Source organism: Roseovarius albus (genome assembly GCF_900172335.1).
Classification (GTDB): domain Bacteria; phylum Pseudomonadota; class Alphaproteobacteria; order Rhodobacterales; family Rhodobacteraceae; genus Roseovarius; species Roseovarius albus.
In genome coordinates, this window is record NZ_FWFX01000001.1 from 506,368 (window position 1) to 529,337 (window position 22,970).

General features: G+C 55.1%; 20 protein-coding genes. 13 read left to right on the forward strand and 7 right to left on the reverse strand.

Features of this window, described 5'->3' with window-relative positions:
• Window positions 1-44 precede the first annotated feature (44 nt).
• Window positions 45-749, reverse strand: coding sequence for a cobalamin B12-binding domain-containing protein (locus tag ROA7450_RS02480; protein WP_085804070.1), 705 nt, complete (start codon window positions 747-749; stop codon window positions 45-47).
• A gap of 206 nt (window positions 750-955) precedes the next feature.
• Here ROA7450_RS02480 and ROA7450_RS02485 point away from each other — a divergent pair, with 206 nt between their 5' ends.
• From ROA7450_RS02485 to ROA7450_RS02495, 3 genes are all read left to right on the forward strand, one after another.
• Window positions 956-2,044 (forward strand): PA0069 family radical SAM protein, encoded by a 1,089-nt coding sequence (locus tag ROA7450_RS02485; protein WP_143534322.1) that lies wholly within the window; start codon window positions 956-958, stop codon window positions 2,042-2,044.
• Window positions 2,045-2,243: 199 nt separating this feature from the next.
• Window positions 2,244-4,907, forward strand: coding sequence for a phosphoenolpyruvate carboxylase (locus ROA7450_RS02490; RefSeq protein WP_234999386.1), 2,664 nt, complete (start codon window positions 2,244-2,246; stop codon window positions 4,905-4,907).
• Window positions 4,908-5,029: 122 nt separating this feature from the next.
• Entirely contained in the window at window positions 5,030-5,851 is an 822-nt protein-coding gene (locus ROA7450_RS02495; protein WP_159453981.1) for a glycosyltransferase family 8 protein, read from the forward strand.
• Window positions 5,852-5,887: 36 nt separating this feature from the next.
• Here ROA7450_RS02495 and bmt read toward each other — a convergent pair whose 3' ends face one another.
• The gene (bmt, locus tag ROA7450_RS02500; RefSeq protein ID WP_085804074.1) at window positions 5,888-6,907 is read right to left on the reverse strand and encodes a betaine--homocysteine S-methyltransferase; all 1,020 of its coding nucleotides are present in this window, start codon (window positions 6,905-6,907) and stop codon (window positions 5,888-5,890) included.
• A gap of 330 nt (window positions 6,908-7,237) precedes the next feature.
• On the opposite strand from bmt, the gene ROA7450_RS02505 reads away from it, so the two are divergent.
• On the forward strand, window positions 7,238-8,470 hold the full coding sequence (locus tag ROA7450_RS02505; protein ID WP_085804075.1) for an MFS transporter: 1,233 nt from the start codon (window positions 7,238-7,240) through the stop codon (window positions 8,468-8,470).
• Window positions 8,471-8,605: 135 nt separating this feature from the next.
• Here the strand turns inward: ROA7450_RS02505 and ROA7450_RS02510 are convergent, their stop codons facing one another.
• Window positions 8,606-8,920 carry a DUF1476 domain-containing protein gene (locus tag ROA7450_RS02510; protein ID WP_085804076.1) on the reverse strand — a complete coding sequence of 105 codons (315 nt, stop codon included), beginning with the start codon at window positions 8,918-8,920 and terminating at the stop codon, window positions 8,606-8,608.
• Window positions 8,921-9,076: 156 nt separating this feature from the next.
• Between ROA7450_RS02510 and purC the strand changes: the two genes are divergently transcribed.
• The 6 genes from purC to ROA7450_RS02540 all read left to right on the forward strand — a co-directional run bounded on the left by purC (window position 9,077) and on the right by ROA7450_RS02540 (window position 17,253).
• Window positions 9,077-9,835, forward strand: coding sequence for a phosphoribosylaminoimidazolesuccinocarboxamide synthase (gene purC / locus ROA7450_RS02515; protein ID WP_085804077.1), 759 nt, complete (start codon window positions 9,077-9,079; stop codon window positions 9,833-9,835).
• 62 nt (window positions 9,836-9,897) lie between these two features.
• The gene (gene purS / locus ROA7450_RS02520) at window positions 9,898-10,137 is read left to right on the forward strand and encodes a phosphoribosylformylglycinamidine synthase subunit PurS (RefSeq protein WP_085804078.1); all 240 of its coding nucleotides are present in this window, start codon (window positions 9,898-9,900) and stop codon (window positions 10,135-10,137) included.
• Window positions 10,137-10,805, forward strand: a complete 669-nt coding sequence (gene purQ / locus ROA7450_RS02525) for a phosphoribosylformylglycinamidine synthase subunit PurQ (protein ID WP_085804079.1) — start codon at window positions 10,137-10,139, stop codon at window positions 10,803-10,805. The genes purS and purQ overlap by 1 nt, the downstream gene beginning before the upstream one ends.
• A 61-nt stretch (window positions 10,806-10,866) precedes the next feature.
• Window positions 10,867-12,627 carry a sensor histidine kinase gene (locus ROA7450_RS02530; RefSeq protein ID WP_085804080.1) on the forward strand — a complete coding sequence of 587 codons (1,761 nt, stop codon included), beginning with the start codon at window positions 10,867-10,869 and terminating at the stop codon, window positions 12,625-12,627.
• A gap of 4 nt (window positions 12,628-12,631) precedes the next feature.
• Window positions 12,632-13,969 carry a sigma-54-dependent transcriptional regulator gene (locus ROA7450_RS02535; RefSeq protein WP_085804081.1) on the forward strand — a complete coding sequence of 446 codons (1,338 nt, stop codon included), beginning with the start codon at window positions 12,632-12,634 and terminating at the stop codon, window positions 13,967-13,969.
• Between the two features lie 401 nt (window positions 13,970-14,370).
• Window positions 14,371-17,253 carry an Rne/Rng family ribonuclease gene (locus tag ROA7450_RS02540; protein WP_085804138.1) on the forward strand — a complete coding sequence of 961 codons (2,883 nt, stop codon included), beginning with the start codon at window positions 14,371-14,373 and terminating at the stop codon, window positions 17,251-17,253.
• Between the two features lie 67 nt (window positions 17,254-17,320).
• On the opposite strand, the gene ROA7450_RS02545 is transcribed toward ROA7450_RS02540, so the two are convergent.
• Window positions 17,321-17,551, reverse strand: coding sequence for a sulfurtransferase TusA family protein (locus ROA7450_RS02545; RefSeq protein ID WP_085804082.1), 231 nt, complete (start codon window positions 17,549-17,551; stop codon window positions 17,321-17,323).
• Window positions 17,552-17,643: 92 nt separating this feature from the next.
• On the opposite strand from ROA7450_RS02545, the gene ROA7450_RS02550 reads away from it, so the two are divergent.
• The 3 genes from ROA7450_RS02550 to ROA7450_RS02560 all read left to right on the forward strand — a co-directional run bounded on the left by ROA7450_RS02550 (window position 17,644) and on the right by ROA7450_RS02560 (window position 21,105).
• Window positions 17,644-18,396 carry a cytochrome c biogenesis CcdA family protein gene (locus tag ROA7450_RS02550; RefSeq protein WP_085804083.1) on the forward strand — a complete coding sequence of 251 codons (753 nt, stop codon included), beginning with the start codon at window positions 17,644-17,646 and terminating at the stop codon, window positions 18,394-18,396.
• A gap of 133 nt (window positions 18,397-18,529) precedes the next feature.
• On the forward strand, window positions 18,530-19,738 hold the full coding sequence (locus ROA7450_RS02555; protein ID WP_085804084.1) for a hypothetical protein: 1,209 nt from the start codon (window positions 18,530-18,532) through the stop codon (window positions 19,736-19,738).
• Window positions 19,735-21,105 carry a cytochrome P450 gene (locus ROA7450_RS02560; protein WP_085804085.1) on the forward strand — a complete coding sequence of 457 codons (1,371 nt, stop codon included), beginning with the start codon at window positions 19,735-19,737 and terminating at the stop codon, window positions 21,103-21,105. Before ROA7450_RS02555 ends, ROA7450_RS02560 begins: the two co-directional genes overlap by 4 nt.
• Here the strand turns inward: ROA7450_RS02560 and ROA7450_RS02565 are convergent.
• From ROA7450_RS02565 to fumC, 3 genes are read right to left on the reverse strand one after another with little or no spacing between them, the layout of a single operon-like run.
• Complete coding sequence (locus ROA7450_RS02565; RefSeq protein ID WP_143534323.1) at window positions 21,102-21,329, reverse strand: ribbon-helix-helix domain-containing protein; 228 nt, start codon at window positions 21,327-21,329, stop codon at window positions 21,102-21,104. The genes ROA7450_RS02560 and ROA7450_RS02565 overlap by 4 nt on opposite strands.
• Entirely contained in the window at window positions 21,326-21,502 is a 177-nt protein-coding gene (locus ROA7450_RS02570) for a DUF4169 family protein (RefSeq protein ID WP_085804087.1), read from the reverse strand. The genes ROA7450_RS02565 and ROA7450_RS02570 overlap by 4 nt, the downstream gene beginning before the upstream one ends.
• Window positions 21,502-22,896 (reverse strand): class II fumarate hydratase, encoded by a 1,395-nt coding sequence (gene fumC, locus ROA7450_RS02575; RefSeq protein WP_085804088.1) that lies wholly within the window; start codon window positions 22,894-22,896, stop codon window positions 21,502-21,504. The genes ROA7450_RS02570 and fumC overlap by 1 nt, the downstream gene beginning before the upstream one ends.
• Window positions 22,897-22,970: the final 74 nt, after the last annotated feature.

Here is a 22,970-nt window from a genome sequence, read left to right on the forward strand (position 1 = left end):
CGGAAGGACGGGGCTTTCACTATATTGAATTCTGCGATTGCAGATCAGCCGGTTACGCCTTGGTTGTGCTTGCGGCTCATGAAATCCTTGGCGGTTTCAACAGCTACGGCCGCGTCACGGCAATAGGCGTCGGCGCCAATGGCTTTGCCGAACTCTTCGTTCAGTGGCGCGCCGCCAACCAGAACGGTATAGTCGTCACGGATGCCTTGCTCGACCATCGTGTCAATCACAACCTTCATGTAGGGCATGGTGGTTGTCAGCAGGGCTGACATGCCCAGAATGTCTGGTTTTTCGTTTTCCAGAGACTCCAGGTAGTTTTCTACCGGGTTGTTGATGCCGATGTCGATCACTTCGAAGCCCGCACCTTCCATCATCATGCCGACAAGGTTTTTGCCGATGTCGTGGATGTCGCCCTTGACTGTGCCGATGACCATTTTACCAACGCGTGGCGCGCCGGTTTCAGCCAGCAATGGTTTCAGGATGGCCATGCCGCCCTTCATCGCGTTTGCGGCGAGCAGAACCTCGGGAACGAACAGGATGCCGTCACGGAAGTCTTTCCCAACGATGGTCATACCGCCAACCAGCGCTTTGGTCAGGATGTCGTAAGGCATCCATTTGCGCTCAAGAAGGATGTTTACGCCTTCTTCGATCTCTTCCTTGAGACCGTCGTAAAGGTCGTCAAACATCTGCTGGACAAGTTCTTCGTCGTCCAGTTCCGACAGGATGATGTCTTCTTCTTCGTCAGACATATGCGGCTTCCTTGATATTTGGGCGCGGTGGCGCGCGTGTTAACTCTTGGCCAGCTTTCGTCAATTTGTCGCAGTCGGACTTTGCAATTTGCGACACTGACGAGAGCGGTTCCGACTTCTTAACAGCTAATTTCGGGGTGTGGTGGAAAAACTTGCGCGGGTCCGGGCAATTTTCTAGAATGTTCACTAATTGTTCTGGTGGTGTCATGCGAAACGAAAGAACGGTCAGACATGGGGTGCAGCTTGCGGGGCGGGGAAGCCTGAGCAATGCCGCAGGACGGTATGAAGCGCATGGTGTGGCCTATGAGGATGACGGCTGGGATTTGCCTGAAGAAGAGCAGCTGCTGCGAACGCATGTGACGTTTGAGAATGCCCGCAAGTTGATCACCTATAACCGGTCGCCGGATCTGCCGTTCGATCGCTCGATCAATCCGTACCGTGGGTGTGAGCATGGGTGCGTTTACTGTTTCGCCCGACCGACGCATGCCTGGCTTGGCATGTCGCCGGGGTTGGATTTCGAGACGCGGTTGATTGCCCGGCCGAATGCGGCAGAAGTTCTGGAGCGAGAATTGCGGCGAGCCAAATATAAGCCCGCAGTGATAGCCATTGGAACCAATACAGACCCCTATCAACCGATTGAAAAACAGCATAAAATTATGCGGGACTGTTTACAGGTCTTGAACGCATTCTCGCATCCGGTGGCGATAGTCACGAAGGGAACTTTGATTGAACGGGACATCGATATTCTGGAGGATATGGCGGCGCGGAAACTCACGGCGGTCGGCGTGTCGGTGACCACGCTGGATGCTGATCTATCGCGCAAGATGGAGCCGCGTGCACCCGCACCCAAGCGCCGGTTGATGATCATTCGCAGGCTGGCTGAGGCAGGGATCCCGGTGAGGATCATGACATCACCCATGGTGCCGGGACTGACCGATCATGAGATGGAAGAGATCCTGACCCTGGGCAAAGAGGCGGGAGCAGTGGCCGCAAGTTGGATTATGTTGCGTTTGCCGCTGGAAGTGTCTGGATTATTCAGAGAATGGGTCGAGCGACACTATCCCAACAAGGCAAACAAGATTATGTCGTTCTTGCGCGATATGCACGGTGGGCGAGAATACAGCGCGCAATGGGGCAAACGCATGCGAGGGGAAGGGCCATATGCAGATTTGGTGGCCCGCCGGTTTGAGCGAATTACGCATCAGTTGGAGTTGCGGCGGCATATGATTCCGCTTGATTGTGATCAGTTTGCGCCGCCAATGGCGCAGGGAGCGCAGATGAATCTTGAGTTTTAGGGAAGAGCCTTATCTGCTTGAGGTGTTATCGCTCACATAAGCTTGCAATAAATTCCCATTGGGAATAAAATATTACTTGACGGAATGTAAATTGCTGCCAAAATCAGCCCAAGCCTGCCCAAGTTTCGGTGTGAAATAAACTTGTGTCGCAAATGAATGTTCAAGGGCAGAACGAATCTGCTCTTGAGGGGACTGCAAAATGAAAGCCACGCGCACTGGAGTTAACCGAATGGACCATGCCTCTGACATCACCGCAGATTACGCGCAGGATTTACGGGCCACGTTGAAAGGTTTGTTGTTGTCCATTGTGGAAAAGCGTGCGCCTAACATTGCTCCCCTGTTGGCGGATGAGGGGGCGGATGATGTTCCGAGTGCCGAGACGATGGGCCAATATCTGCAAGCGGCGAATATTTGGTTTCAGCTCTCAAAAATTGTTGAGGAAAACGCTGCAGTGCGTGAGCGTCGGTACCTTGAGACAGATGAAGGCGCTGCCGCTGTGGAAGGCTCCTTTGCACAGACCATGGGACAGATCAAAGCAGAAAACGCGGGCGCCTTTGGCGCAGCGGAGGCGCTTCTTTGTGTTGGGCCGACACTGACGGCACACCCGACCGAAGCGAAGCGTGTGACCATTCTGGAAATCCACCGCCGCATCTATCGCCTGTTGGTGTCACTGGAAGCTGATCGCTGGACGCCGCGCGAACGCGAAGACCGGGTTGAGCAGTTGCGCAACGAGATTGATCTTTTGTGGTTGTCAGGTGAATTGCGCATGGCGCGACCAAGTTTGGCGGATGAAATCGAGTGGGGGCTGCAGTTTTTTCGTGACAGCCTGTTTGATGCGACGCCGCAATTGTTTGAAAGCTTCGCTCGGGCCAAAGCCGAAGTCTTTGGGGATGAGGCTGCAGATGTGCGTCCCTGTGTACGGTTTCATTCTTGGATTGGCGGCGACCGAGACGGCAACCCAAATGTGACCGCTGAGGTTACTGAAGATGCTATCCGGCGCGGGCGCGTGGCTGCGATGGAGTGTTATCAGGAGGGTTTGGGGAAAGCGATCCGGATGCTGAGCATCACCGGCACGTTGTCGCGTATTCCGGATCCGGCAAAGGCCGCGCTCGAGGCCGTTGTATCGCGTGTGCCCGAGGCCGAAGCGATTGCTGCCCGCAACAAGGGTGAGTATTTCCGGCAGGCTCTGAGTGCGGTTGCAGCGCGCCTGAATGGCGAGAATGCTTACCGTCATGTCAGTGATTTCATCACAGATCTGAAAGTGGTGGAGCGCGCACTGGATACGGTTCAGGCCAAAGGGTTGAGTGAGCAGCTGGTACGTCCGATCCGGTGGCGGGCCGAGGTATTTGGGTTCCGCACAACCTCGCTGGATATCCGGCAAAACTCGACCGTGGTGACGTCCGTGCTTGCTGAAGTTTGGGCGGCCACGGGCAAGCCGACCGCCTTTGGCTCAGGCGATTGGTCCGCGCGGCTACGGGCGGAGATTGGCAAGGAAAAGCTCAAAAAAATTGACATGGCGTTGCTGAGTCCTGAGGGGCAAGAGCTGATGACGCTGATGGGGGTGATCCATGCGACGCGGCAGGGCGATGATCCTGAAAGCATTGGCTCTTTCATCCTGTCGATGACACGATCCACTGACGATTTGTTGGCTGTATATTTGCTGGCGCGTTACGCTGGCTTTTCTGCAGAATTCATTAGCCTGCCAATTGTGCCGTTGTTTGAAACCATCGATGACTTGCGCAATGCACCTGCGATCTTACGCGATTTGTTTGCCGTACCGATTGTGAACCGAAGCCTCAAGCGGCTTGGCGGTAAGGTTGAGATCATGCTGGGCTATTCCGACAGTAACAAGGATGGTGGCTTCATCTGCTCCACCTGGGAGCTGGACAAGGCACAGCGCAAAATCACACGCGAGTTGGCCTTGCATGGATATACGCCACGATTCTTCCACGGGCGCGGCGGTTCAGTTAGCCGGGGCGGGGCGCCCACGGGCCGTGCTATTGCGGCCCAACCTGCGGGAACCATTGGTGGCGCAATGCGCACAACCGAGCAAGGCGAAGTGGTTTCTGCCAAATATGCCAACCGGGGCACCGCACTTCATGAGCTCGAACTAATGGCGTCATCGGTGTTGTCGCATACGGCGCTTTCCAAACCGTCGGGCAAGGATGAACCGGAATTTCATGATGCATTGGAGGCGCTGTCGGGCATGTCGCAGGCCGCCTATAGCAACCTGCTACACCGTCCCGGTTTCGTGGCTTATTTCCAAGAGGCCAGCCCGGTTGAGGAACTGGCGCAGCTCAAGATCGGGTCACGTCCGGCGCGGCGGTTCGGGGCCAGCAGTCTGGCCGATCTGCGGGCAATCCCCTGGGTGTTTGCCTGGACCCAGAACCGGCACTTGCTGACTGGTTGGTACGGCTTTGGCACAGCTTGCGAGTCGTTCCAGAAGGTGCGCGGGGCCGAAGGCAAGGCGCTGTTGGCCAAGATGTACGAGCGATCACACCTCTTCCATCTGATGGTGGATGAGGTGGAAAAGACGCTCTATCAAGCGGATATGAAAATAGCGGCAAGATATAGCGCGTTGGTGACGGATCCGGCGGTGCGAGAGGATGTGCTCGGGCTGATCGAGGCGGAATATGAGCGGTCCAAAGCTGCGATCCTGATGATCACTGGAGAGGACGCGCTGGCGGATCGTTTTGTGAAACTTAAGGATCGGTTTGAGCGCGCGCAACCGCAGTTGAACGTAATCCATCAGATCCAGATCGATCAACTGACTCAACTGCGTGGAGATAACGCCTCGAAAATGTCAATTCCATTGCTGCAATCCATGAACTGCATCGCGGCAGGATTGGGATGGACCGGCTGAGAAAATCCTTCGTTGCGTGATGAACCATGTTTGTCACGCAGATTGAAGTAATTCTAAGACCCAGAATGCGATGGATTTTTTTCGTTAAAGTGAATATTTGACGTTCCAGGTAGATGTTTTGTTTGGAACGAGAGTTTATGACGGTGCATGTGGCGATCGCAGCGGATGATGCGATCTTTCGATACAGCGGAAATTTGTTGCGGTCGATTCTGGCGCATGCCAGTCAGCCGGTTAAGTTTCATGTCTTCGTGGATTTTGAGTATGAGCGGGCGGAAAAGGTGCTAAACGCCGCGATTCCAGATGCGGATATTGAATTCTACTATCTTGATGCGTCTGTCTTCAAGGATCTGCCCAATCGCACACATCTTTCCCCAATGACCTATGCGCGCCTGATCATGCCCGAACGGATCGAGGCCGACCGGTTCTTGTACTTTGATACCGATATGATTGCTCAGGCGGATATCGCAGAGCTTGTTGACATTGATTTGCAGGATAATTTGATGGCTGCGGTTTTTAATGGTGGTGGCCTGAACTCCGGTCTGCTGCTGTTCGATCGGGAGAGCTGGATCGCGGAAGGATTGACTGAAAAATCGCTGAAATATGCCCAAGAGCACAGACCAGATTTTGGCGATCAAGCAGCGATAGAAGCCGCCGTTGGGGATCGGTTTCTTATACTGGAGGAGGATTGGAACTTGGTCCTGGATCCGGTTTGGACCGGGAAGGAACGGCTTGCAGAGAAACGAACATCACGTGCAAAGGTTATCCACTACTGTACGGGATTTAAGCCCTGGAACCTTGGCCGTCTGGCCATGCCAAGACACTTGCAGGCCTTGTGGGATTCTCACGGAAAACCACTCAAATTGCCGATGAATTTCCGATATGAATTCAAGATGGCCGGTTGGGCCATTTATATGTACGCGCGCAATTTTATCACGGGAAGATAGATCGAAAAATTTGCACGCGATATTTGAACGTTCAAATCAAGCTGAACGGCGGCGGCGTGACCGGCGGGCTGGGGCAGCGTCATCGTCGCCTGTACCATCGGCTGCCGATGAAAACGCACCGAGCTTTTCTGCGATCAACTCTAGTGAAGGTCGCTCACCACGTGGGCGGGTTTCCAATGCGTCGCGCATTTTCTCCAGATGCTCGGGCATCGTGCCACAGCAACCGCCGATGATCTTGGCCCCGGCGTCGCGCGCCAGGCAGGCGTAATCCGCCATTAGGTCAGGCGTGCCGTCATAATGGATGTGGCCATCATGGTACTTTGGAATGCCGGCGTTGCCTTTGGCGATGATCGGGCGCTCGGTGCCTTGAGCGGCAAAGCCCAGCACAGTGCGCAGCAAGTCGGAGGCACCGACGCCGCAGTTTGCTCCAAAGGCCAAGGGCGGGGTGGGCAGTTTATCGACCATGGTGGCCATGTCAGCCGAAGTCACCCCCATCATGGTGCGCCCGGCGGTGTCAAAGCTCATGGTGCCACACCAGGGCATGTCAGCGAGGGCAAAGGCCTCGGCGGCGGCTTTGTACTCTTCCGGGGCCGAGATGGTTTCCAGCCACAGCACATCTGCGCCACCTTCTTTCAGACCTTCGGCTTGTTCGTGGAAAATTTCGACAGCAATCTCATGCGTCATAGAGCCCATGGGGGCAAAGATTTCGCCGGTCGGACCAACCGAGCCTGCAACGATGACCTTGCGGTCGCGTTTGTCGGCCACGTCGCGGCCAATTTCGGCAGAAATGCGGGACAATTCATGAGCACGCTTTTGTGCATCGTGCAGCTTCAGACGCGCGGCATTGCCACCAAACGAGTTGGTCAAGAACAGATCGCTGCCTGCATCCACGGCCATGGTGTAGAGTTTGTTAATCTTCTCGGGGTGCTCATCATTCCACAACTCGGGCGCATCGCCGGAACTGAGCCCCATGTTGAACAGGTTGGTCCCCGTGGCCCCATCGGCCAGAACCCAGTCACGTTCGTTCAGAAAGTCGGCAAATACTGTGTTTGTCATGGGGGCGTTCCTATTGTCAACGCGCCTGTATCACACGCGCGCGTGCGTTAGGCAAATTCATAATATTCATGATGATTGTGAGGTTTGTTTGAATTGGGGTTCGTTGTCATAGAATGTAATGACCGCAATGCGGACAAAGCGGAATTTCGCAGGTCGCCGTATATGCCAATTCCAGAATGCTCTCGTAATCTGTTTAGCTACTTAGCTAAATCAGAACACCCCCGGCTAGATTTGCCATCGACATGTTGCGCGGCCTTGCAAATAACCTCCAACTACGCGACTGATCCTACCAATAAGACTTTTTCGATTTTCACCGGTATGATTGACAGTATGAGCAAGCCAATTTCCTTAGCAGCTCTCGGATCAGTTTTAACGATCCTGGCGTGCGCAGCTTTTCTTTTCGCAGGCAACGGCCTGTTTCAGACGCTATTACCAATCCGGGCCAGTCAGGAAGGTTTTTCTACCTCACTCATCGGACTTTTAGGTACGGCGTATTTTGGCGGCTTTGCAGTCGGTTGTTTTGTCGGCCCAAAAATCATCATGATTGTGGGTCACGTACGCGCCTTCGCCGGATTAACGGCTGTGTTAACTGTCACGTTTCTGGCGTTCCCACTCTATGTCGATCCGGTGTTCTGGGGAATTATGCGGGTTATTGGCGGCGTCTGTTTGGCGGTGCTTTATATTGTGGTTGAAAGCTGGCTGAATGACAGTTCAAACAATGCAAACCGTGGCCGTATTTTTTCGTCTTACATCATCGTGACCAATATCGTGACCATGGCCGGGCAGCTAATGGTCACCTCTTACGACACATTAGCGCCCACATTATTTATCGTCGTGGCTATGTTGATCTGTTTGTCTATCGTGCCGCTTAGTTTGACTCCAACATTGTCGCCTACGCCCATACCATCTGCGCGACTGCAGATGCGCAACTTGTACAAAGTGTCTCCCGTCGGTGTAATCGGATGCTTGTTGTCTGGAGGCGTCGAAGGCGCTTTTTGGTCGCTTGGCCCGGTGTTCGCTCAGGGGCGCGGCATGGCCACCACGGACATAGCTTTGTTGATGGCGGCGTTTGTGTTCGGCGGCACTCTCTCGCAATGGCCGCTGGGATGGACTTCAGACAAAATAGACCGGCGGATCGTAATCGCGGCTTTGTCCTTTTGCACCGTCGTTACAGGTTTGCTTTTAGGATTTGGCGCTATTCCCGACGGTGTGGTGATTTTTGTATTGGCCGCCGCTCACGGCGCTCTGATGATCCCGATATACGCGCTGTGCATATCTCATGCGAACGACAATGTTCCAAATACACGAATGGTTGAAACCAGCGGCGGTCTGCTGCTGTTTTTTGCAATTGGCGCAACAATGGGCCCTCTATCTGCTTCCGCATTTATGGGTGACGGTCGCATCGGCGGTTTGTTTATTTTTATCGGCGTGGTTTTGTTTTCGCTGGGGGTGTTTACCGTCTATCGTTTGGTTGTGGACACCAATCGAACTCGAAGTGATAAATCTCATTTCGCACCAACGGTGGCGGCTTCACCCTCGATTTTTCCGTTGGATTCCGACTAAGGTAGTGCTCGAATTACTAGGTCCGCTTTGGGCTCAAACCAGACATTAGCTTATGGTCGAATTGGGTGTTCATATTTCCCGCAAAACAAAAGGCGCACCAATAAGATGCGCCAGTTGTCCAACTTAAGATTGAGATCACGTCTCGTTCAACACCTGATCACGCGCTATGGCCAGCAATTGGGCCATTTTGGCGCGGATCGTGTCTGGATCGGCGAGATCACCGAGGTCTCCGGCAACTTTACGCACCACATCCTCGTGGCCTTGTTCTTCGAAATCAGATAGGACCACCTCTTTGGCATAAGCCTCGGCATCGTCGCCAGATTTTCCCATCAAATCAGCCGCCCAGAGGCCCAGAAGCTTGTTACGGCGGGCTTCGGCCTTGAAGTTCATTTCCTCATCATGGGCGAACTTGTTTTCATAGGCTTGTTCACGTTCGTCAAAGGTTGTCATGGCGCTCCCTCATTCTGCTGTTTCTTCACTTATAATATGTGCATTCACTTAATAAATCTCAAGCTTGCATAGCCATCTTGCGACAATTGGGTGCATGCACTATGAGAGCGCATGAGTTCCGGGCAGATTCACCCGGGATTACCCGATGGAGAACCCATGGCACGCCGCAAAAAAATTTACGAAGGCAAAGCTAAGACCCTGTATGAGGGCCCTGAGCCAGGCACCATTGTCCAATATTTCAAGGATGATGCGACCGCTTTTAACGCTGAAAAGAAGGCCGTGATCGAAGGCAAGGGGGTTCTGAACAACTTCCTGTCCGAGTATTTCATGACCGGCCTGACCAACATCGGTGTTCCTACGCATTTCCTGAAGCGCATAAACATGCGCGAACAGCTTGTACGTTCTTGTGAGATTGTGCCGCTCGAGGTGATCGTGCGCAACTATGCCGCCGGAACCATGGCCAAACGGCTGGGGCTGGAAGAGGGCACGCAGCTGCCACGCCCGATCGTGGAATACTGCCTCAAAGACGATGCTTTGGGTGACCCGTTGGTCACTGAGGAGCACATCGCCGCATTTGGATGGGCCAGCCAACAGGATATGGACGATATTCTGAGCCTTGCGCTGCGCGTGAACGACTTCATGTCGGGTGTGCTGTATGGCGTTGGTATTCGTCTGGTCGACTTCAAGATCGAGATTGGCCGGATTTATGACGGCGATTTCCAGCGCCTGATCGTGGCCGATGAAATCAGCCCCGATAGCTGCCGCCTGTGGGACATCGAAACCGGCCAGAAGCTGGACAAGGACGTGTTCCGCCGCGATCTAGGCAGCCTGACCGACGCGTATACCGAAGTGGCCAAACGCCTTGGCGTTCTGCCCAAAGGGGCCACACCAATTCGCCCGACGCTGATCAACTAAGATCACGTCACCAAAGATTAAATCGGGCGCGTTAGGCGCTCAAAAGACGGGAAGATAGGGTTATGAAAGCACGCGTGCATGTCATGCTGAAAGATGGTGTTCTGGATCCACAGGGCGAGGCCGTGCGCCACGCGCTTGGTGCACTTGGGTTTGACGGCGTCGAAGGCGTTCGTCAGGGCAAGGTGATCGAGCTGGAACTGGCGGACATTGACGCGGAAACGGCCAAGGCCCAAGTAGGTGAGATGTGCGAAAAGCTGCTCGCCAATACCGTGATCGAAAGCTACCAAGTGGAGATTGGCTGATGCATGCTGCCGTCATCGTATTCCCCGGATCCAATTGTGATCGGGATATGGCCGTGGCCTTTGAACAGGCCGGTGCAAAGGTTTCGATGATCTGGCACAAGGATGCGGAACTTCCATCGGATGTTGATGTGGTCGGCATTCCTGGTGGGTTCTCTTTTGGCGACTATCTGCGCTGTGGCGCGATTGCCGCCAACTCGCCGATCTGCCGGTCGGTGATTTCACATGCTGAACGGGGTGGGTTTGTTCTGGGCATCTGCAACGGGTTTCAGGTGTTAACCGAAACCGGCCTGCTGCCGGGTGTTTTGCTGCGCAATGCGAAGTTGAAGTACATCTGCAAGAACGTTGAATTGAAAGTGGAAAACACTGACAATGTGTTCACCTCGGCCTATGAGGCGGGGCAGAGCATCACCGTGCCGATTGCCCATCATGATGGCAACTATTTTGCCGATGCTGAGACGTTGGCGAAGCTGAATGGCGAAGGGCGCGTGGCCTTCCGTTACAGCGAAAACCCCAATGGTGCGATTGAAGATATCGCTGGGATCCTGTCACCAAATAAGCGTGTGCTGGGCATGATGCCACACCCAGAGCGGATGGCAGACCCTGTGCATGGCGCCACCGATGGCGCCGGGCTGTTTTCGGGGTTGGTGGGTCAGCTGACAAACGCCTAAGCACGGTGACGTGAGGCTCGTGCCACTTGAGGCCCGGGCCTATGGGGCGTAATCTGCTGTTATGAGAGACAAGAAAGACGCAGAGCCCGCCAAACGGACGCATGCCATTGGCTGGCGTGCGCGAGGCTCTTTGTTGTTTATGGTAAGCCTGTTTATCGTGATTATTTTGGTCACCAACTCATTGTTAACAGACAGATTTACCGAAAATACCCGGAACCGGGCCGAATTGCGGCTGGCACTCTATAGCGGCAACTTGCTGAGTGAATTGCGGCAAAACGCGATCGTGCCGCAATTATTGGCGCGCGACCCAACGCTAATCAGCGCCTTGGATACAGCAGATTACAGTCAATCAACCCAGCGTTTGATTTCGTTTAACGAAGAGATCGGCGCCGCATCGCTGACCTTGTTGGATAAAGATGGGCGCACCGTGGCGTCGACCGCGCGCAACACGCTGGGCGAAACCCACCGCCAAGCACCTTATTTTATCGAGGCGTTACGGGCAAATGACACGGTATTCACCCAACTTCAGGACGAAACGGGGGCTTTTAAGTTTTTCTATAGCCGCGCGATCAAGAGCCAGAATGAGCCTACGGGTGTTATCTTGGTTGAAGTAGACCTGCAGAAATACGAACGCGCCTGGGCGGGCATTTCTGACGCAGTTCTAGTTACGGATAGTGCGGGGCAGGTGATCCTCGCGACTGAACCACGTTGGCGTGGACTGACAGAAACCGACGCGCTTGCCCGTGAGCCGGTAAGCAGCGCCATTCAACGCGCTATTCAGGCAACGGCAGATTGGACATCATTGCCGCCCGATGCATATGTCGAAGGGCAAGGTGTGATGCGTATCGAGGGGCGGGTGGCCTTTCGTGGCTGGCGCATTGCCAGCTTCACGACCTTTGCCAGCATTCGAGAAAAAGTGAATGGGGTTCTGGCCTTAGAGATCATGGTGTTTGCGATTCTTCTCGCGGCTGCCTTCTATTTGCTGAACCGGAAAACTGCTGTTCGGATGGCTCTGTTTCAACGCGAGTCGGCAGAGCTTCGCGCATTGAACGCACGGCTGCAGCGAGAAATCGCCGAGCGCCAGAGGGTCCAAGAGAACCTTGCCGTGGCTGAACAGACCTTAGCGCAGAGTTCGAAATTGGCAGCTTTGGGCGAGATGTCGGCAGCCGTCAGTCACGAGTTGAACCAACCGCTGGCAGCGATGAAAACCTATCTGGCCGGAGCCAAGTTGTTGATGGACCGAAACCGGCCGGACGAGGCGATATCATCCTTCCAGCGCATTGACGATTTGATTGAGCGTATGGGGGCCATCACCAAGCAGCTTAAATCCTATGCGCGGCGAGCAGGAGATCAGTTTGTGCCTGTAAACATGGGCGATGCGCTCAGTTCAGCCCTTGCGATGATGGAACCGCAACTGCGCCAGAGGAAGGTGAATATCACCCGGACTGAACCAGATCAGCCGGTGATTGTTATGGGTGACAGATTGCGGATTGAACAGGTGATCATCAACCTGTTGCGCAATGCCATGGATGCCACGCAGGTGACACGCGATGCTCAAATTGATATTCTGTTGGCTGCCGGAGAGACGGCGGTTCTCACGGTACGCGACAACGGTCATGGTATTGAAGATATCGAAAACCTGTTTGAGCCGTTCTATACCACCAAACAGCCGGGTGATGGCGTTGGGTTGGGGCTTGCCATTTCCTCGGGTATCGTGAACGACCTAGGGGGACGATTGACCGCTCGTGACGCAGCGCAGGGCGGGGCTGTGTTTGAGATGCAGTTGCCAATCCTACCAGAAGAGACGCAGGCGGCGGAGTAAGAATATGCCCACAGCGATGAAAATTGCGATTGTAGATGACGAACAAGATATGCGTCAGTCGATTAGCCAATGGCTGGCCTTGTCTGGCTATGACACGCAGGCCTTCGCCTCGGCCGAAGAAGCGCTGAAGGTGCTGGGGCCGGATTACCCTGGGATTGTGGTCACCGACATTCGTATGCCTGGCATGGACGGGATGCAGTTTCTGAAAAAGCTGATGGGCACGGATTCGACGCTGCCGGTGATCATGATCACGGGGCACGGTGATGTTCCGATGGCGGTCGAGGCGATGCGCCTTGGCGCGTTCGATTTTCTGGAAAAGCCCTTCAATCCGGACCGGATGAGCGAACTGGCGAAAAAGGCCACCAATGCACGCCGGTTGACGTTGGATAGCCGCGCGTTGCGGCGCGAGTTGAGCGATGGCGGGCAGTTGATGAAAAAGTTGATCGGAGCCAGCCCGGTGATGGAACGTCTGAAAGAGGATATTCTGGATCTGGGGCAGGCCGATGGTCATATCTTGATTGAGGGTGAAACCGGTACGGGCAAAACGTTGGTTGCGCACGCCTTGCATGCTGCCGGGGCGCGGGCCGGTAAGAAGTTCGTGTTGGTGTCTTGTTCGGCGTTTGAAGAAGACGCGTTGATGCGCCGCCTGTTTGGCCCGGTGCAGCCGGAAGACGCACAACTTCCGGCCGTGGAAGAAGCGCGCGGTGGCACATTGGTGTTGGAAGACATAGAAGCGCTTAGCGATGCGGCACAGGCGCGCTTGTTGACGTTCATCAATGACGAAGGTACGCCGCCGGAAACTAGGATCATTGCGATTTGCAACATGCAGGAACAGGATAAGACCTGCGAAGATGCCCTGCGCGCAGACCTGTTTTACCGTTTGGCCAGTCTGCGCATCACGGTGCCGCCGCTGCGTCAGCGTGGCGAAGATATTCTTACGCTGTTTACCCGATTGAGTGAGCAGTTCTCGGACGATTACGGTTGCGAGCCACCACAGGTATCGGCACAAGAAGCGGCACAATTGTTGCAGGCTCCGTGGCCGGGCAATGTGCGTCAATTGATCAACCTGGCGGAACGGGCGGTGTTACAGTCGCGCCGGGGTAGTGGGACGATTGCCTCGCTGTTGATGTCGGATCATCAGGAAATGCAGCCGGTGATGACCACCGAAGGCAAGCCGCTCAAGGAATATGTCGAGGCGTTTGAACGGATGCTGATCGACAACACTATGCGACGTCACAAAGGATCGATTGCGTCGGTGATGGATGAGTTGTGTTTGCCGCGCCGGACCTTGAACGAAAAGATGGCAAAGTATGGATTGCAGCGCTCGGATTACCTTTCATAACTGACGAAGTCAGGCTTATTCACATTTTGCCATTGTAATTCGTCCACATCAGACATTAGTGTGAACTTAAGATGCGTGATTAAGAATGTAGCGCATCCGAGAGTTTCGCTGTTTGAAACTGATGTCAGGACAGACTCCGACACGTTTGAACAGACCGATTGTGCCCCGCTAAAGCAGGGCAACCCAAATGCCTGCGGCCTGGATAACCGGCTGCTTGCACATAAACGGGCCTTCAGGGGCCGGAGAAGAACCGCGATGAAGCGCGCGAGACAAGAGATCTTAAGAGCAGGGGCCGCAAGCGGAACCCCTGTTTGTGCGCTGTCCATTGCCATCAACACAAAACCGCCGCAGAACGCTGCCCCACCGGGGCCGGTTCGTTTGCCGCGGTCAAGACGGAACACATGGCTAAGAAAATGCTTATCGATGCCACCCACGCGGAAGAAACCCGCGTTGTGGTGGTCGACGGAAACAAGGTTGAGGAATTTGACTTTGAATCCGAAAACAAACGGCAACTCGCCGGGAATATCTATCTCGCAAAGGTAACACGGGTCGAACCCTCGCTTCAGGCGGCTTTTGTTGAATATGGTGGAAACCGCCACGGATTCCTGGCGTTTTCCGAAATTCATCCGGATTACTACCAGATCCCGGTGGCCGACCGCGAGGCGCTGTTGGAGGAAGAGCGCGCCTATGCCGAGGCGATGAAGGCCCGCGACGAGGAAGACGAAGCACCAAAACGCAAATCCCGCGCTCGCAGCTCTAGCAAGGCAGAGAAGGTCAAATCCGAGGACGCTGTAGCGACGACGGATGTCGCCGACAGCGATATCACCGGAATGGAAACCATCGATCTGGACGAGGACGAGGCTGACGATACTGTTGTGGGCGCGGATGATGCTGCAGAAGACAACGCCGATGTCCCCGCAGCTGCAAACGATACGGACGCCCCTGCAGAAACTGAAGAGGCTTCGGTAGAGGAAGCTGAGGCGGAGGAAGCTCCTGCTCAGGAAGACGAATCGTCAGACCCTCAAGACAGCAATGTTGACACCGCACCTGCGGAAGAGGTGAGCGAAGGCGATGCTGAGAAAGCCACTGTAGCAGACGCCGAAGAAGAGCCATCAGATGAAGTGGACTCGGAAGATACCACTTCGGATGAAGCTGCATCCGATGACGACGACGATGACGGCAAGGAGGCAAAGCCACGCAATCGCCGCCGTGGCCGTCGCAACTCGCGCCGGGCGGATGCCAAGGATAAAGACGATTCAATCGAATCTGTTGCAGACGAAGACGACAGCGATGACATTCGTCCACCGCGCAAACCGCGCCCACGTCGTTACAAAATCCAAGAAGTTATCAAGGTGCGCCAGATCCTGTTGGTGCAGGTGGTTAAGGAAGAGCGCGGCAACAAGGGCGCCGCTCTGACAACCTATCTGTCACTGGCTGGTCGCTATTGCGTACTGATGCCGAACACCGCGCGTGGTGGTGGTATTTCCCGCAAGATCACCAACGCTTCTGATCGCAAGAAATTAAAAGAGATCGCCAACGAAATTGATGTTCCACAGGGGGCTGGACTGATTGTTCGGACCGCTGGTGCCAAACGCACCAAGGCCGAGATCAAGCGCGATTACGAATACCTGCAACGCATGTGGGAGCAAATTCGCGAATTGACGCTGAAATCCATCGCGCCGGCGAAAATCTATGAAGAGGGCGATCTGATCAAACGCTCGATCCGCGATTTGTACAATCGTGAGATTGAAGAAGTGTTGGTCGAAGGCGAGGGCGGTTACCGTATAGCCAAAGACTTCATGAAGATGATCATGCCGTCACATGCGAAGAACGTGAAGCATTATACAGACTCGATGCCGTTGTTTGCGCGTTTCCAGGTCGAAAGCTACCTGGGATCGATGTTCAACCCGACGGTACAGTTGAAGTCGGGCGGCTATATCGTGATCGGAGTGACCGAAGCCTTGGTGGCGATTGACGTGAACTCTGGCCGGGCCACCAAGGAAGGCTCGATCGAAGATACCGCGACCAAGACCAACCTTGAAGCCGCCGAAGAAGTGGCCCGTCAGTTGCGTCTGCGTGACCTTGCGGGGCTGATCGTGATCGATTTCATCGACATGGACGAGCGCAAGAATAATTCCGCCGTTGAAAAGCGGATGAAAGACAAGCTCAAGACTGACCGTGCGCGCATTCAGGTAGGTCGGATTTCGGGCTTTGGCCTGATGGAGATGAGCCGCCAGCGCCTGCGCCCCGGTATGATCGAGGCGACAACCCAACCTTGTCCATCGTGCCATGGCACCGGTCTGATCCGCTCAGATGATAACCTTGCGTTGTCAATCCTGCGCCAGATCGAAGAAGAGGGCGTGCGTCGTCGCTCACGCGAGGTTTTGGTCAAATGTCCGGTGGGCATTGCCAACTTCCTAATGAATCAAAAACGCGAGCACGTTGCCCAAATCGAAGCGCGTTATGGTCTGTCAGTCCGGATCGAAGGGGATCCTATGCTGATCAGCCCGGATTATTCGATTGAGAAGTTCAAGACAGCCACCCGCGCAGTGCCCGAGGCCACGGCTCCGGTTGTGTCGGTTGACAGTTCCTTGATGGATGATCTGCCGGTTGAGGAAGAGGCTGAGGCCGAAGTTCAAGCGCCAGAGTCCGAAACCGAAGAACAGCCGAAGAAAAAACGCCGTCGCCGCCGTCGCCGCTCGAAAGGGCAGCGTAACGCAGAGGCGAATGGTGACGAGGGTCAGTCTCAAGAGGGTGAAGCTCCGTCGGAAGAGGCCATGGAGCAACCATCTGAGGAAACACCTGTAGAGGAGTCGCCTACGCCAGAGGGTGAGGCGGAAGCCACGCCTGAGGCAACTGAGAAGCCGAAGCGCAAGCGGACCCGGAAGAAACCTGCGAAGAAGGTGGAAGAGGCCGCTGCAGAAGCGCCTGAGGTCGAAGTAAAAGCAGCGGATGCGGATGTGGCGGTAGAAGCGCCCGCTGAGGAAGAGGCCCCGGCCAAACCAAAGCGGACGCGCAAGAAGCCTACAAAAGCCAAGGCCACCAACGACGAGGTGAAGGAAGACGCACCTGCGCCAACCGAAGAGGCCCCAAAGGCCGAGGAAGTGCCTGCGGAACCTAAGCCCGAGCCTGTACAAGAGGCTGCACCTGCGCCAGAGCCGGTTGCGGCGGAAGCTGTGGCTGAAGCGGTTGCTGTTGCAGAACCTGAGGCCCCGGTAGTGGAAGAGGCGGCGGAACCCGCTGCTCCGCCCAAGCCGAAACGCCGCGGCTGGTGGTCGCTGTAGACTTAGGTTTCTAAGATCAAAGAAGGCCCGCAGATCCTCTCTGTGGGCCTTTTATTTTGAGCGATGCTCAGGCGATTTTGCGCACGAAATAAGCGGTGCTGGTCTCACGCTCTTCGGTTTTGACCAACTCGTTGCCCGATTCATTGCAATAGTGGGGCACGTCAATGACCGCTGCCGGGTCATCGGCGATCAGCTCCAGCACGTTGCCAGCCGCAAGCGATTTGATCCGCTTTTGCAGTTTCAGCACGGGCAGGGGGCAAAGCAGCCCTCGGGCGTCTATCGTCAAGGTTGGTTCCATAGGCGCGAGATAACGAACCGATCACGCGGTGTCCACAAGGATGTGACAGCACGCCGCGTGACCTTTGCCATGCAATTGATTATGTGGGGGATATGTTTGGAATCGAAATCATAGACGCCAGCCTGTTGCCGGCAATGATCGTGGCGCTGCTAGCGGGGGTTATCTCGTTTCTCAGCCCCTGTGTGCTGCCCATCGTGCCACCCTATCTGGCGTACATGAGCGGTGTGACCTTGTCTGACTTGAATGAAGATTCAGGCGTGCGCGCAAAGGCCCTTGGACCGGCGCTGTGTTTCGTTTTGGGCCTATCGACAGTGTTTTTGCTGCTTGGGTTCGCAGCCTCGGCATTCGGCACAGTGTTTTTACAATATCAAAGCACTTTCAACACTTTGGCAGGCGTCATTGTGATGGTTTTTGGTGCGCATTTCATTGGGATCTACCGCATTCCATTCCTCAATCGTGAAGCGCGTGTGGATGTGGGCGATCGGGGCGGCTCGGCCTTTGGAGCCTATATCTTGGGCCTTGCCTTTGCCTTTGGCTGGACGCCCTGTATCGGGCCGCAGTTGGGAGCAATTTTGTCGCTGGCGGCCTCAGAAGGGTCAGTATCGCGTGGCACATTCCTGCTGGCGGTTTACGCTATCGGTTTAGGCGTGCCATTTCTGGTGGTGGCTTTGCTGTTACCCAAACTGGGTGGGGTGATGAGCTGGATGAAACGCCATATGGAGCAGATCGAGAAGGTCATGGGTCTCTTGCTTTGGACGATTGGTTTGTTGATGCTGACGGGTGGGTTTTCGGCGTTTTCCTTCTGGCTGCTCGAGGCTTTTCCAGCACTGGCTACAATAGGCTGATCTTGCTTTCAGGTACATCTGCAAGCCTTTGATGACGTGGGAACTTTGAGTTCCGCACGGCATTTGGCAATTGAAAAACAACACTCTTTCCACGCTTCACAATTGTGTCCTACAGTGAGGCAAGAGGATATGTATGAGCAGTTCAACCACGTCATCAGTGCGGCACCGTCACGTGTTTTATGTTCCGGGGTATGATCCATTTCATCCGCGCCGGTATCGAGAGTTGTATCGCTCAGAGAGTGCCGAGCAGGGCCAGATTTCCGGGTATGATATCGCGATTTCGCGGGCGAAAAGTGGCGGTCTGTATGGCTGGAACGTCGATGCCAAAATCGAAGGGCAGGACACAAAAACAACGGTTGAAGTGCTCTATTGGTCAGACTTGGTCCGAGACAGCATGAAAGGCGGAGTCATCGAGACGTATCAGCGTCTGATCAAAACCGCGTGGATCTATATCAACACCGGGGCACTGTTTCGCTTGGCCAAACTGCGCAAGGGGCCGGTGATTGCGGCGCTGTATCCTGTGGGTTTCTTGCTATTGCAGCTTGTAATCGCGCTATGTGCGGCCTGGGGACTTGGTAAAATCTTGTCGTTTCTGAATCCGTTGTTACATTGGGCCGGCCTGATTGTTGTGCCTTTCATATTAGGGTGGTTTCGCAAAAACGATAATCGGTTCTACGCTTATTATCTGATGCAGGACTATGCCTATTCGGCTGGTGAGCGAGGGGCGTATCCACCCGAACTAGAAGGCCGCATGGATGAATTCGTGAATGAGATTGCCCGCGCACTGGCCAGTGATGTGGATGAGGTGTTGGTGGTTGGCCACTCTTCCGGGGCTTATTTGGCGGTGACGATCCTTGCCGATCTTCTACGTCAGAATGATTCAGAGAAGTGGAAGGCGGAACTGTCGTTTCTGTCACTGGGCCATGTGGTGCCGATGGTCTCATTCTTGCCGATGGCTGACAAGTTGCGCGGTGATCTGCAATATCTGTGCGAGCGGGAGGAGTTGGTCTGGGTTGATGTGACGGCTCCGTCTGATGGGGGAACGTTTGCGCTTTGCGATCCTGTGGCCGTGACCGGAGTTGCAACCGAGAATAAACGTTGGCCTTTGGTTCTGTCAGCGGCTTATACGCAGACACTAAGCCCCGAGAAATGGCAAAGCATGCGTTGGCGGTTTTTTAAACTACATATCCAGTATCTGTGTGCGTTTGATCGACCCGGTGACTACGATTATTTTCAGATCACAGCTGGGCCTCAGACCCTTTCGCGACGCTACCGGGATCGCGCGTCGTCACCGAGTCGGATTGAGCGTGCAACCTCCGGCTACCGCGGGGTGGGCTCATGAAACGCCCGCCAAAGCCAGAAGCGCGAAAAGGTTCGGTTTCGACTCTCCGGTTTTTTCAATTGGCGCAAAAGGACATTCTGTCGGCTTTGCCCGCGCGGCTTTACTGGGCGTGGATGGCTGAGTTTCGAACCCCGTTCTTTCGCTCATATTTGTGTAATCAGCCGGAGCTGGTTGATCTGGTGTTGAAGCAAAATCCCGATGCGTTTCCCAAGTCAAACCGTATCCGCGAGGGGTTGGCCCCCTTGCTGCGCAACTCGGTTTTTGTGACCAACGGTGAGGTGTGGAAAAAGCAGCGTAGGATCATTGATCCGGCGTTTGAGGGCGGCAATCTGCGCGATATCTTCTCGGCGATGGTGGCGGCCGCGGAGGGGGCGGTGGCGCGACTGAAGCCGCTGGCAAACGGTGAGGCGATTGAGACGGAGTTCCACACCAGCCATACTGCGGCAGACGTCATATTCAGAACACTGTTTTCAATTCCCATCGAACATGAGCAGGCGTCACGCGTGTTCCACGAGTTTCAGGCGCATCAACGGATGCAGCCGGTGCTCAATCTGGGAGCCTTGGTGCCATTGCCACGCTGGTTTCCGCGCTTTCACCGGCGCAAGACGCACAGCACGGCGCAAAACATTAGGGCACTGATTGAAGCCTTTGTGCAAGAGCGTCAGACGCAGATCGAAGATGGGACGGCCCCAAATGATCTGGCAACCAAGATCATGACAACGGCAGATCCGGTGACTGGGGATCGGTTTGAAGTTGAGGAAATGATCGACCAAATTGCGATCTTTTTTCTGGCGGGACATGAAACCAGTGCTTCAGCGTTGGCCTGGGCGCTCTATTTGCTGGCGCTTTTTCCGGACTGGCAAGAGAAGGTGGAGCAGGAATGTGCGACGGTGATACCTTCGGGTGGGCCATCATTCTCGGATATTTCAAAACTGCGCATCACCCGAGATGTGTTTCGCGAAGCGCTAAGGCTCTATTCCCCGGTGCCGATGATGGTGCGTGAGGCCACTTGCCCGCATCAGTTCCGCGATCGTCAGGTGCCCAAGGGCGCGCAGATCGTGCTCAGCCCGTGGCACCTGCACCGGCATGAGCGGCTGTGGGACAATCCGGATGATTTCGATCCCGCGCGTTTTGGCACTGAGAACGGCAAGGCCTGTCTTCGCACGGCCTATATGCCGTTTTCAGCGGGGCAGCGGGTTTGCCCGGGCGCGGGGTTTGCAATGATCGAGGGCCAGTTGCTGTTGGCCATGCTCGTTAAAGCATATCGATTTGAGGTGGTCGAGGGGCGGGAACCTGTGCCTGTCGCCCACCTGACTGTGCGCAGCAAAGACGGGATCTGGCTGAAAGTAACTCCGCGAGTGGGCTAGCCGCCGATTTGATCCTGGTAGTGTTTTAAAACAAAAAGCCGGATGGCTGAGGCGAGTCCGGTATCATCTTCTCGGCCCGCATCAATTTGAGCGGCCAGCGCATTGAGCGGCATGTCCTGATCTTGTGCAATTTTTCGAAATGCCTGCCAAAACTCTTCTTCAAGTGACACGCTTGTACGATGCCCTTGCAAGGTCAGGGAATGTTTGACTGGCCGAGCCATCAGGGGTCGCGTTTGTGATCCGATAGATCACGCTCTTGTTTTTGCGAGCGGGCGCGGTCCAGCTCCTTGTCAGCTTTGCTACGCCCGAATTTGATCGCATTTTCGTCGGCACGGGCTTTTTTGTCAGCCCGCGCTTTTTCCTTGCGGAACCGGTTCAGGTTGACCGGCTTTCCCATCAGTCTTTTGGGCCGATCATCTGTTCGGGTCGAACGACAGCATCAAAGGTTTCTTCGTCGACAAATCCCAGAGCAATGGCCTCTTCTTTAAGTGTTGTGCCGTTCTTATGCGCGGTTTTGGCGACCTTGGTGGCGTTGTCATAGCCGATGGTGGGGGCCAGTGCGGTGACCAGCATCAGGCTTTCCTTCATAAGCTTGTTGATGCGCGGCTCGTTGGCTTGAATACCCAGCAGCATACGTTCGGTAAAGCTGTCGGCAGCATCCCCCAGCAGCTGGATCGATTGCAGCAGGTTGTAGGACATCATTGGGTTGTAGACGTTGAGCTCAAAATGACCCTGCGATCCGGCAAAGGTCATCGCGGCATTGTTGCCCATGACGTGGGCGGCGACCTGTGTCAGCGCCTCGGCTTGGGTTGGGTTGACCTTGCCAGGCATGATCGAGGAACCAGGCTCGTTTTCCGGCAAGATCAGCTCTCCCAGACCAGAACGTGGGCCCGAGCCAAGGAAACGGATGTCGTTAGCGATCTTGTAGCAAGAACCGGCAATAGTGGCTAAGGCACCGGACATGAAGACCATGGCGTCGTGGGAGGCGAGGGCCTCGAATTTATTTGGCGCGGTGACAAAAGGCAGATCGGTGATTCTAGCCATGTTGGCAGCAACGGTTTCACCCCAGCCTTTTTGCGTGTTCAGACCGGTGCCAACCGCGGTACCACCCTGCGCCAGTTCGTAGATGTCGGGCAGGGCGGCCTCGACCCGTTTGATGCCTTGGCGGATCTGGTGGGCATAGCCACCGAATTCTTGACCCAGTGTCAGGGGGGTCGCGTCCTGCGTGTGGGTGCGCCCTATCTTGATGATGTCTTTGAACTCGTCAGATTTCTGCTCAAGACCCGCGGCCAGCTTTTCCAATCCAGGAAGCAGCACGTCACGCACGCTCATCGCGGTGGCGATGTGCATGGCGGTAGGGAAGGTGTCGTTGGAGGATTGACCCATGTTGCAATGGTCATTGGGGTGGACCGGGTCTTTGGAGCCGATCACGCCGCCGAGGATCTCAATCGCACGGTTGGCGATGACCTCGTTCGCGTTCATGTTTGATTGCGTGCCTGAACCAGTCTGCCAGACAACCAGTGGGAAATGGTCATCGAGTTTGCCGTCGACGACTTCACCAGCTGCTTCGATAATCGCGTTGGCCAGTTTCGCGTCCAGCTTGCCCGAGGCTTGATTGGCCATGGCGCAGGCCTTTTTGATCACACCCAAAGCCCGGACAATGGCAACCGGTTGCTTTTCCCAACCAATCGGAAAGTTCATGATCGAACGCTGCGTTTGCGCACCCCAGTATTTATCTGTGGGGACTTCCAGGGGGCCAAAGCTGTCGGTTTCGGTCCGGGTATCTGTCATTTGGGGTGCTCCTGTTGATCTGCCCTTGTCATACCGCAGCGGGGCAAAAGTGCAATGTTCTAACCGGCGCTAAC

Bases quoted from the DNA above. Each gene is read 5' to 3' on its own strand.
- purS (WP_085804078.1), top strand. From the start codon at position 9,898: ATGAAAGCACGCGTGCATGTCATGCTGAAAGATGGTGTTCTGGATCCA.
- ROA7450_RS02545 (WP_085804082.1), bottom strand. From the start codon at position 17,551: ATGGAACCAACCTTGACGATAGACGCCCGAGGGCTGCTTTGCCCCCTG.
- ROA7450_RS02535 (WP_085804081.1), top strand. From the start codon at position 12,632: ATGCCCACAGCGATGAAAATTGCGATTGTAGATGACGAACAAGATATG.
- ROA7450_RS02560 (WP_085804085.1), top strand. From the start codon at position 19,735: ATGAAACGCCCGCCAAAGCCAGAAGCGCGAAAAGGTTCGGTTTCGACT.
- ROA7450_RS02550 (WP_085804083.1), top strand. From the start codon at position 17,644: ATGTTTGGAATCGAAATCATAGACGCCAGCCTGTTGCCGGCAATGATC.
- ROA7450_RS02505 (WP_085804075.1), top strand. From the start codon at position 7,238: ATGAGCAAGCCAATTTCCTTAGCAGCTCTCGGATCAGTTTTAACGATC.
- ROA7450_RS02485 (WP_143534322.1), top strand. From the start codon at position 956: ATGCGAAACGAAAGAACGGTCAGACATGGGGTGCAGCTTGCGGGGCGG.
- ROA7450_RS02510 (WP_085804076.1), bottom strand. From the start codon at position 8,920: ATGACAACCTTTGACGAACGTGAACAAGCCTATGAAAACAAGTTCGCC.
- purC (WP_085804077.1), top strand. From the start codon at position 9,077: ATGGCACGCCGCAAAAAAATTTACGAAGGCAAAGCTAAGACCCTGTAT.
- ROA7450_RS02480 (WP_085804070.1), bottom strand. From the start codon at position 749: ATGTCTGACGAAGAAGAAGACATCATCCTGTCGGAACTGGACGACGAA.
- ROA7450_RS02570 (WP_085804087.1), bottom strand. From the start codon at position 21,502: ATGGGAAAGCCGGTCAACCTGAACCGGTTCCGCAAGGAAAAAGCGCGG.
- ROA7450_RS02555 (WP_085804084.1), top strand. From the start codon at position 18,530: ATGAGCAGTTCAACCACGTCATCAGTGCGGCACCGTCACGTGTTTTAT.
- purQ (WP_085804079.1), top strand. From the start codon at position 10,137: ATGCATGCTGCCGTCATCGTATTCCCCGGATCCAATTGTGATCGGGAT.
- ROA7450_RS02530 (WP_085804080.1), top strand. From the start codon at position 10,867: ATGAGAGACAAGAAAGACGCAGAGCCCGCCAAACGGACGCATGCCATT.
- ROA7450_RS02490 (WP_234999386.1), top strand. From the start codon at position 2,244: ATGAAAGCCACGCGCACTGGAGTTAACCGAATGGACCATGCCTCTGAC.
- bmt (WP_085804074.1), bottom strand. From the start codon at position 6,907: ATGACAAACACAGTATTTGCCGACTTTCTGAACGAACGTGACTGGGTT.
- fumC (WP_085804088.1), bottom strand. From the start codon at position 22,896: ATGACAGATACCCGGACCGAAACCGACAGCTTTGGCCCCCTGGAAGTC.
- ROA7450_RS02540 (WP_085804138.1), top strand. From the start codon at position 14,371: ATGGCTAAGAAAATGCTTATCGATGCCACCCACGCGGAAGAAACCCGC.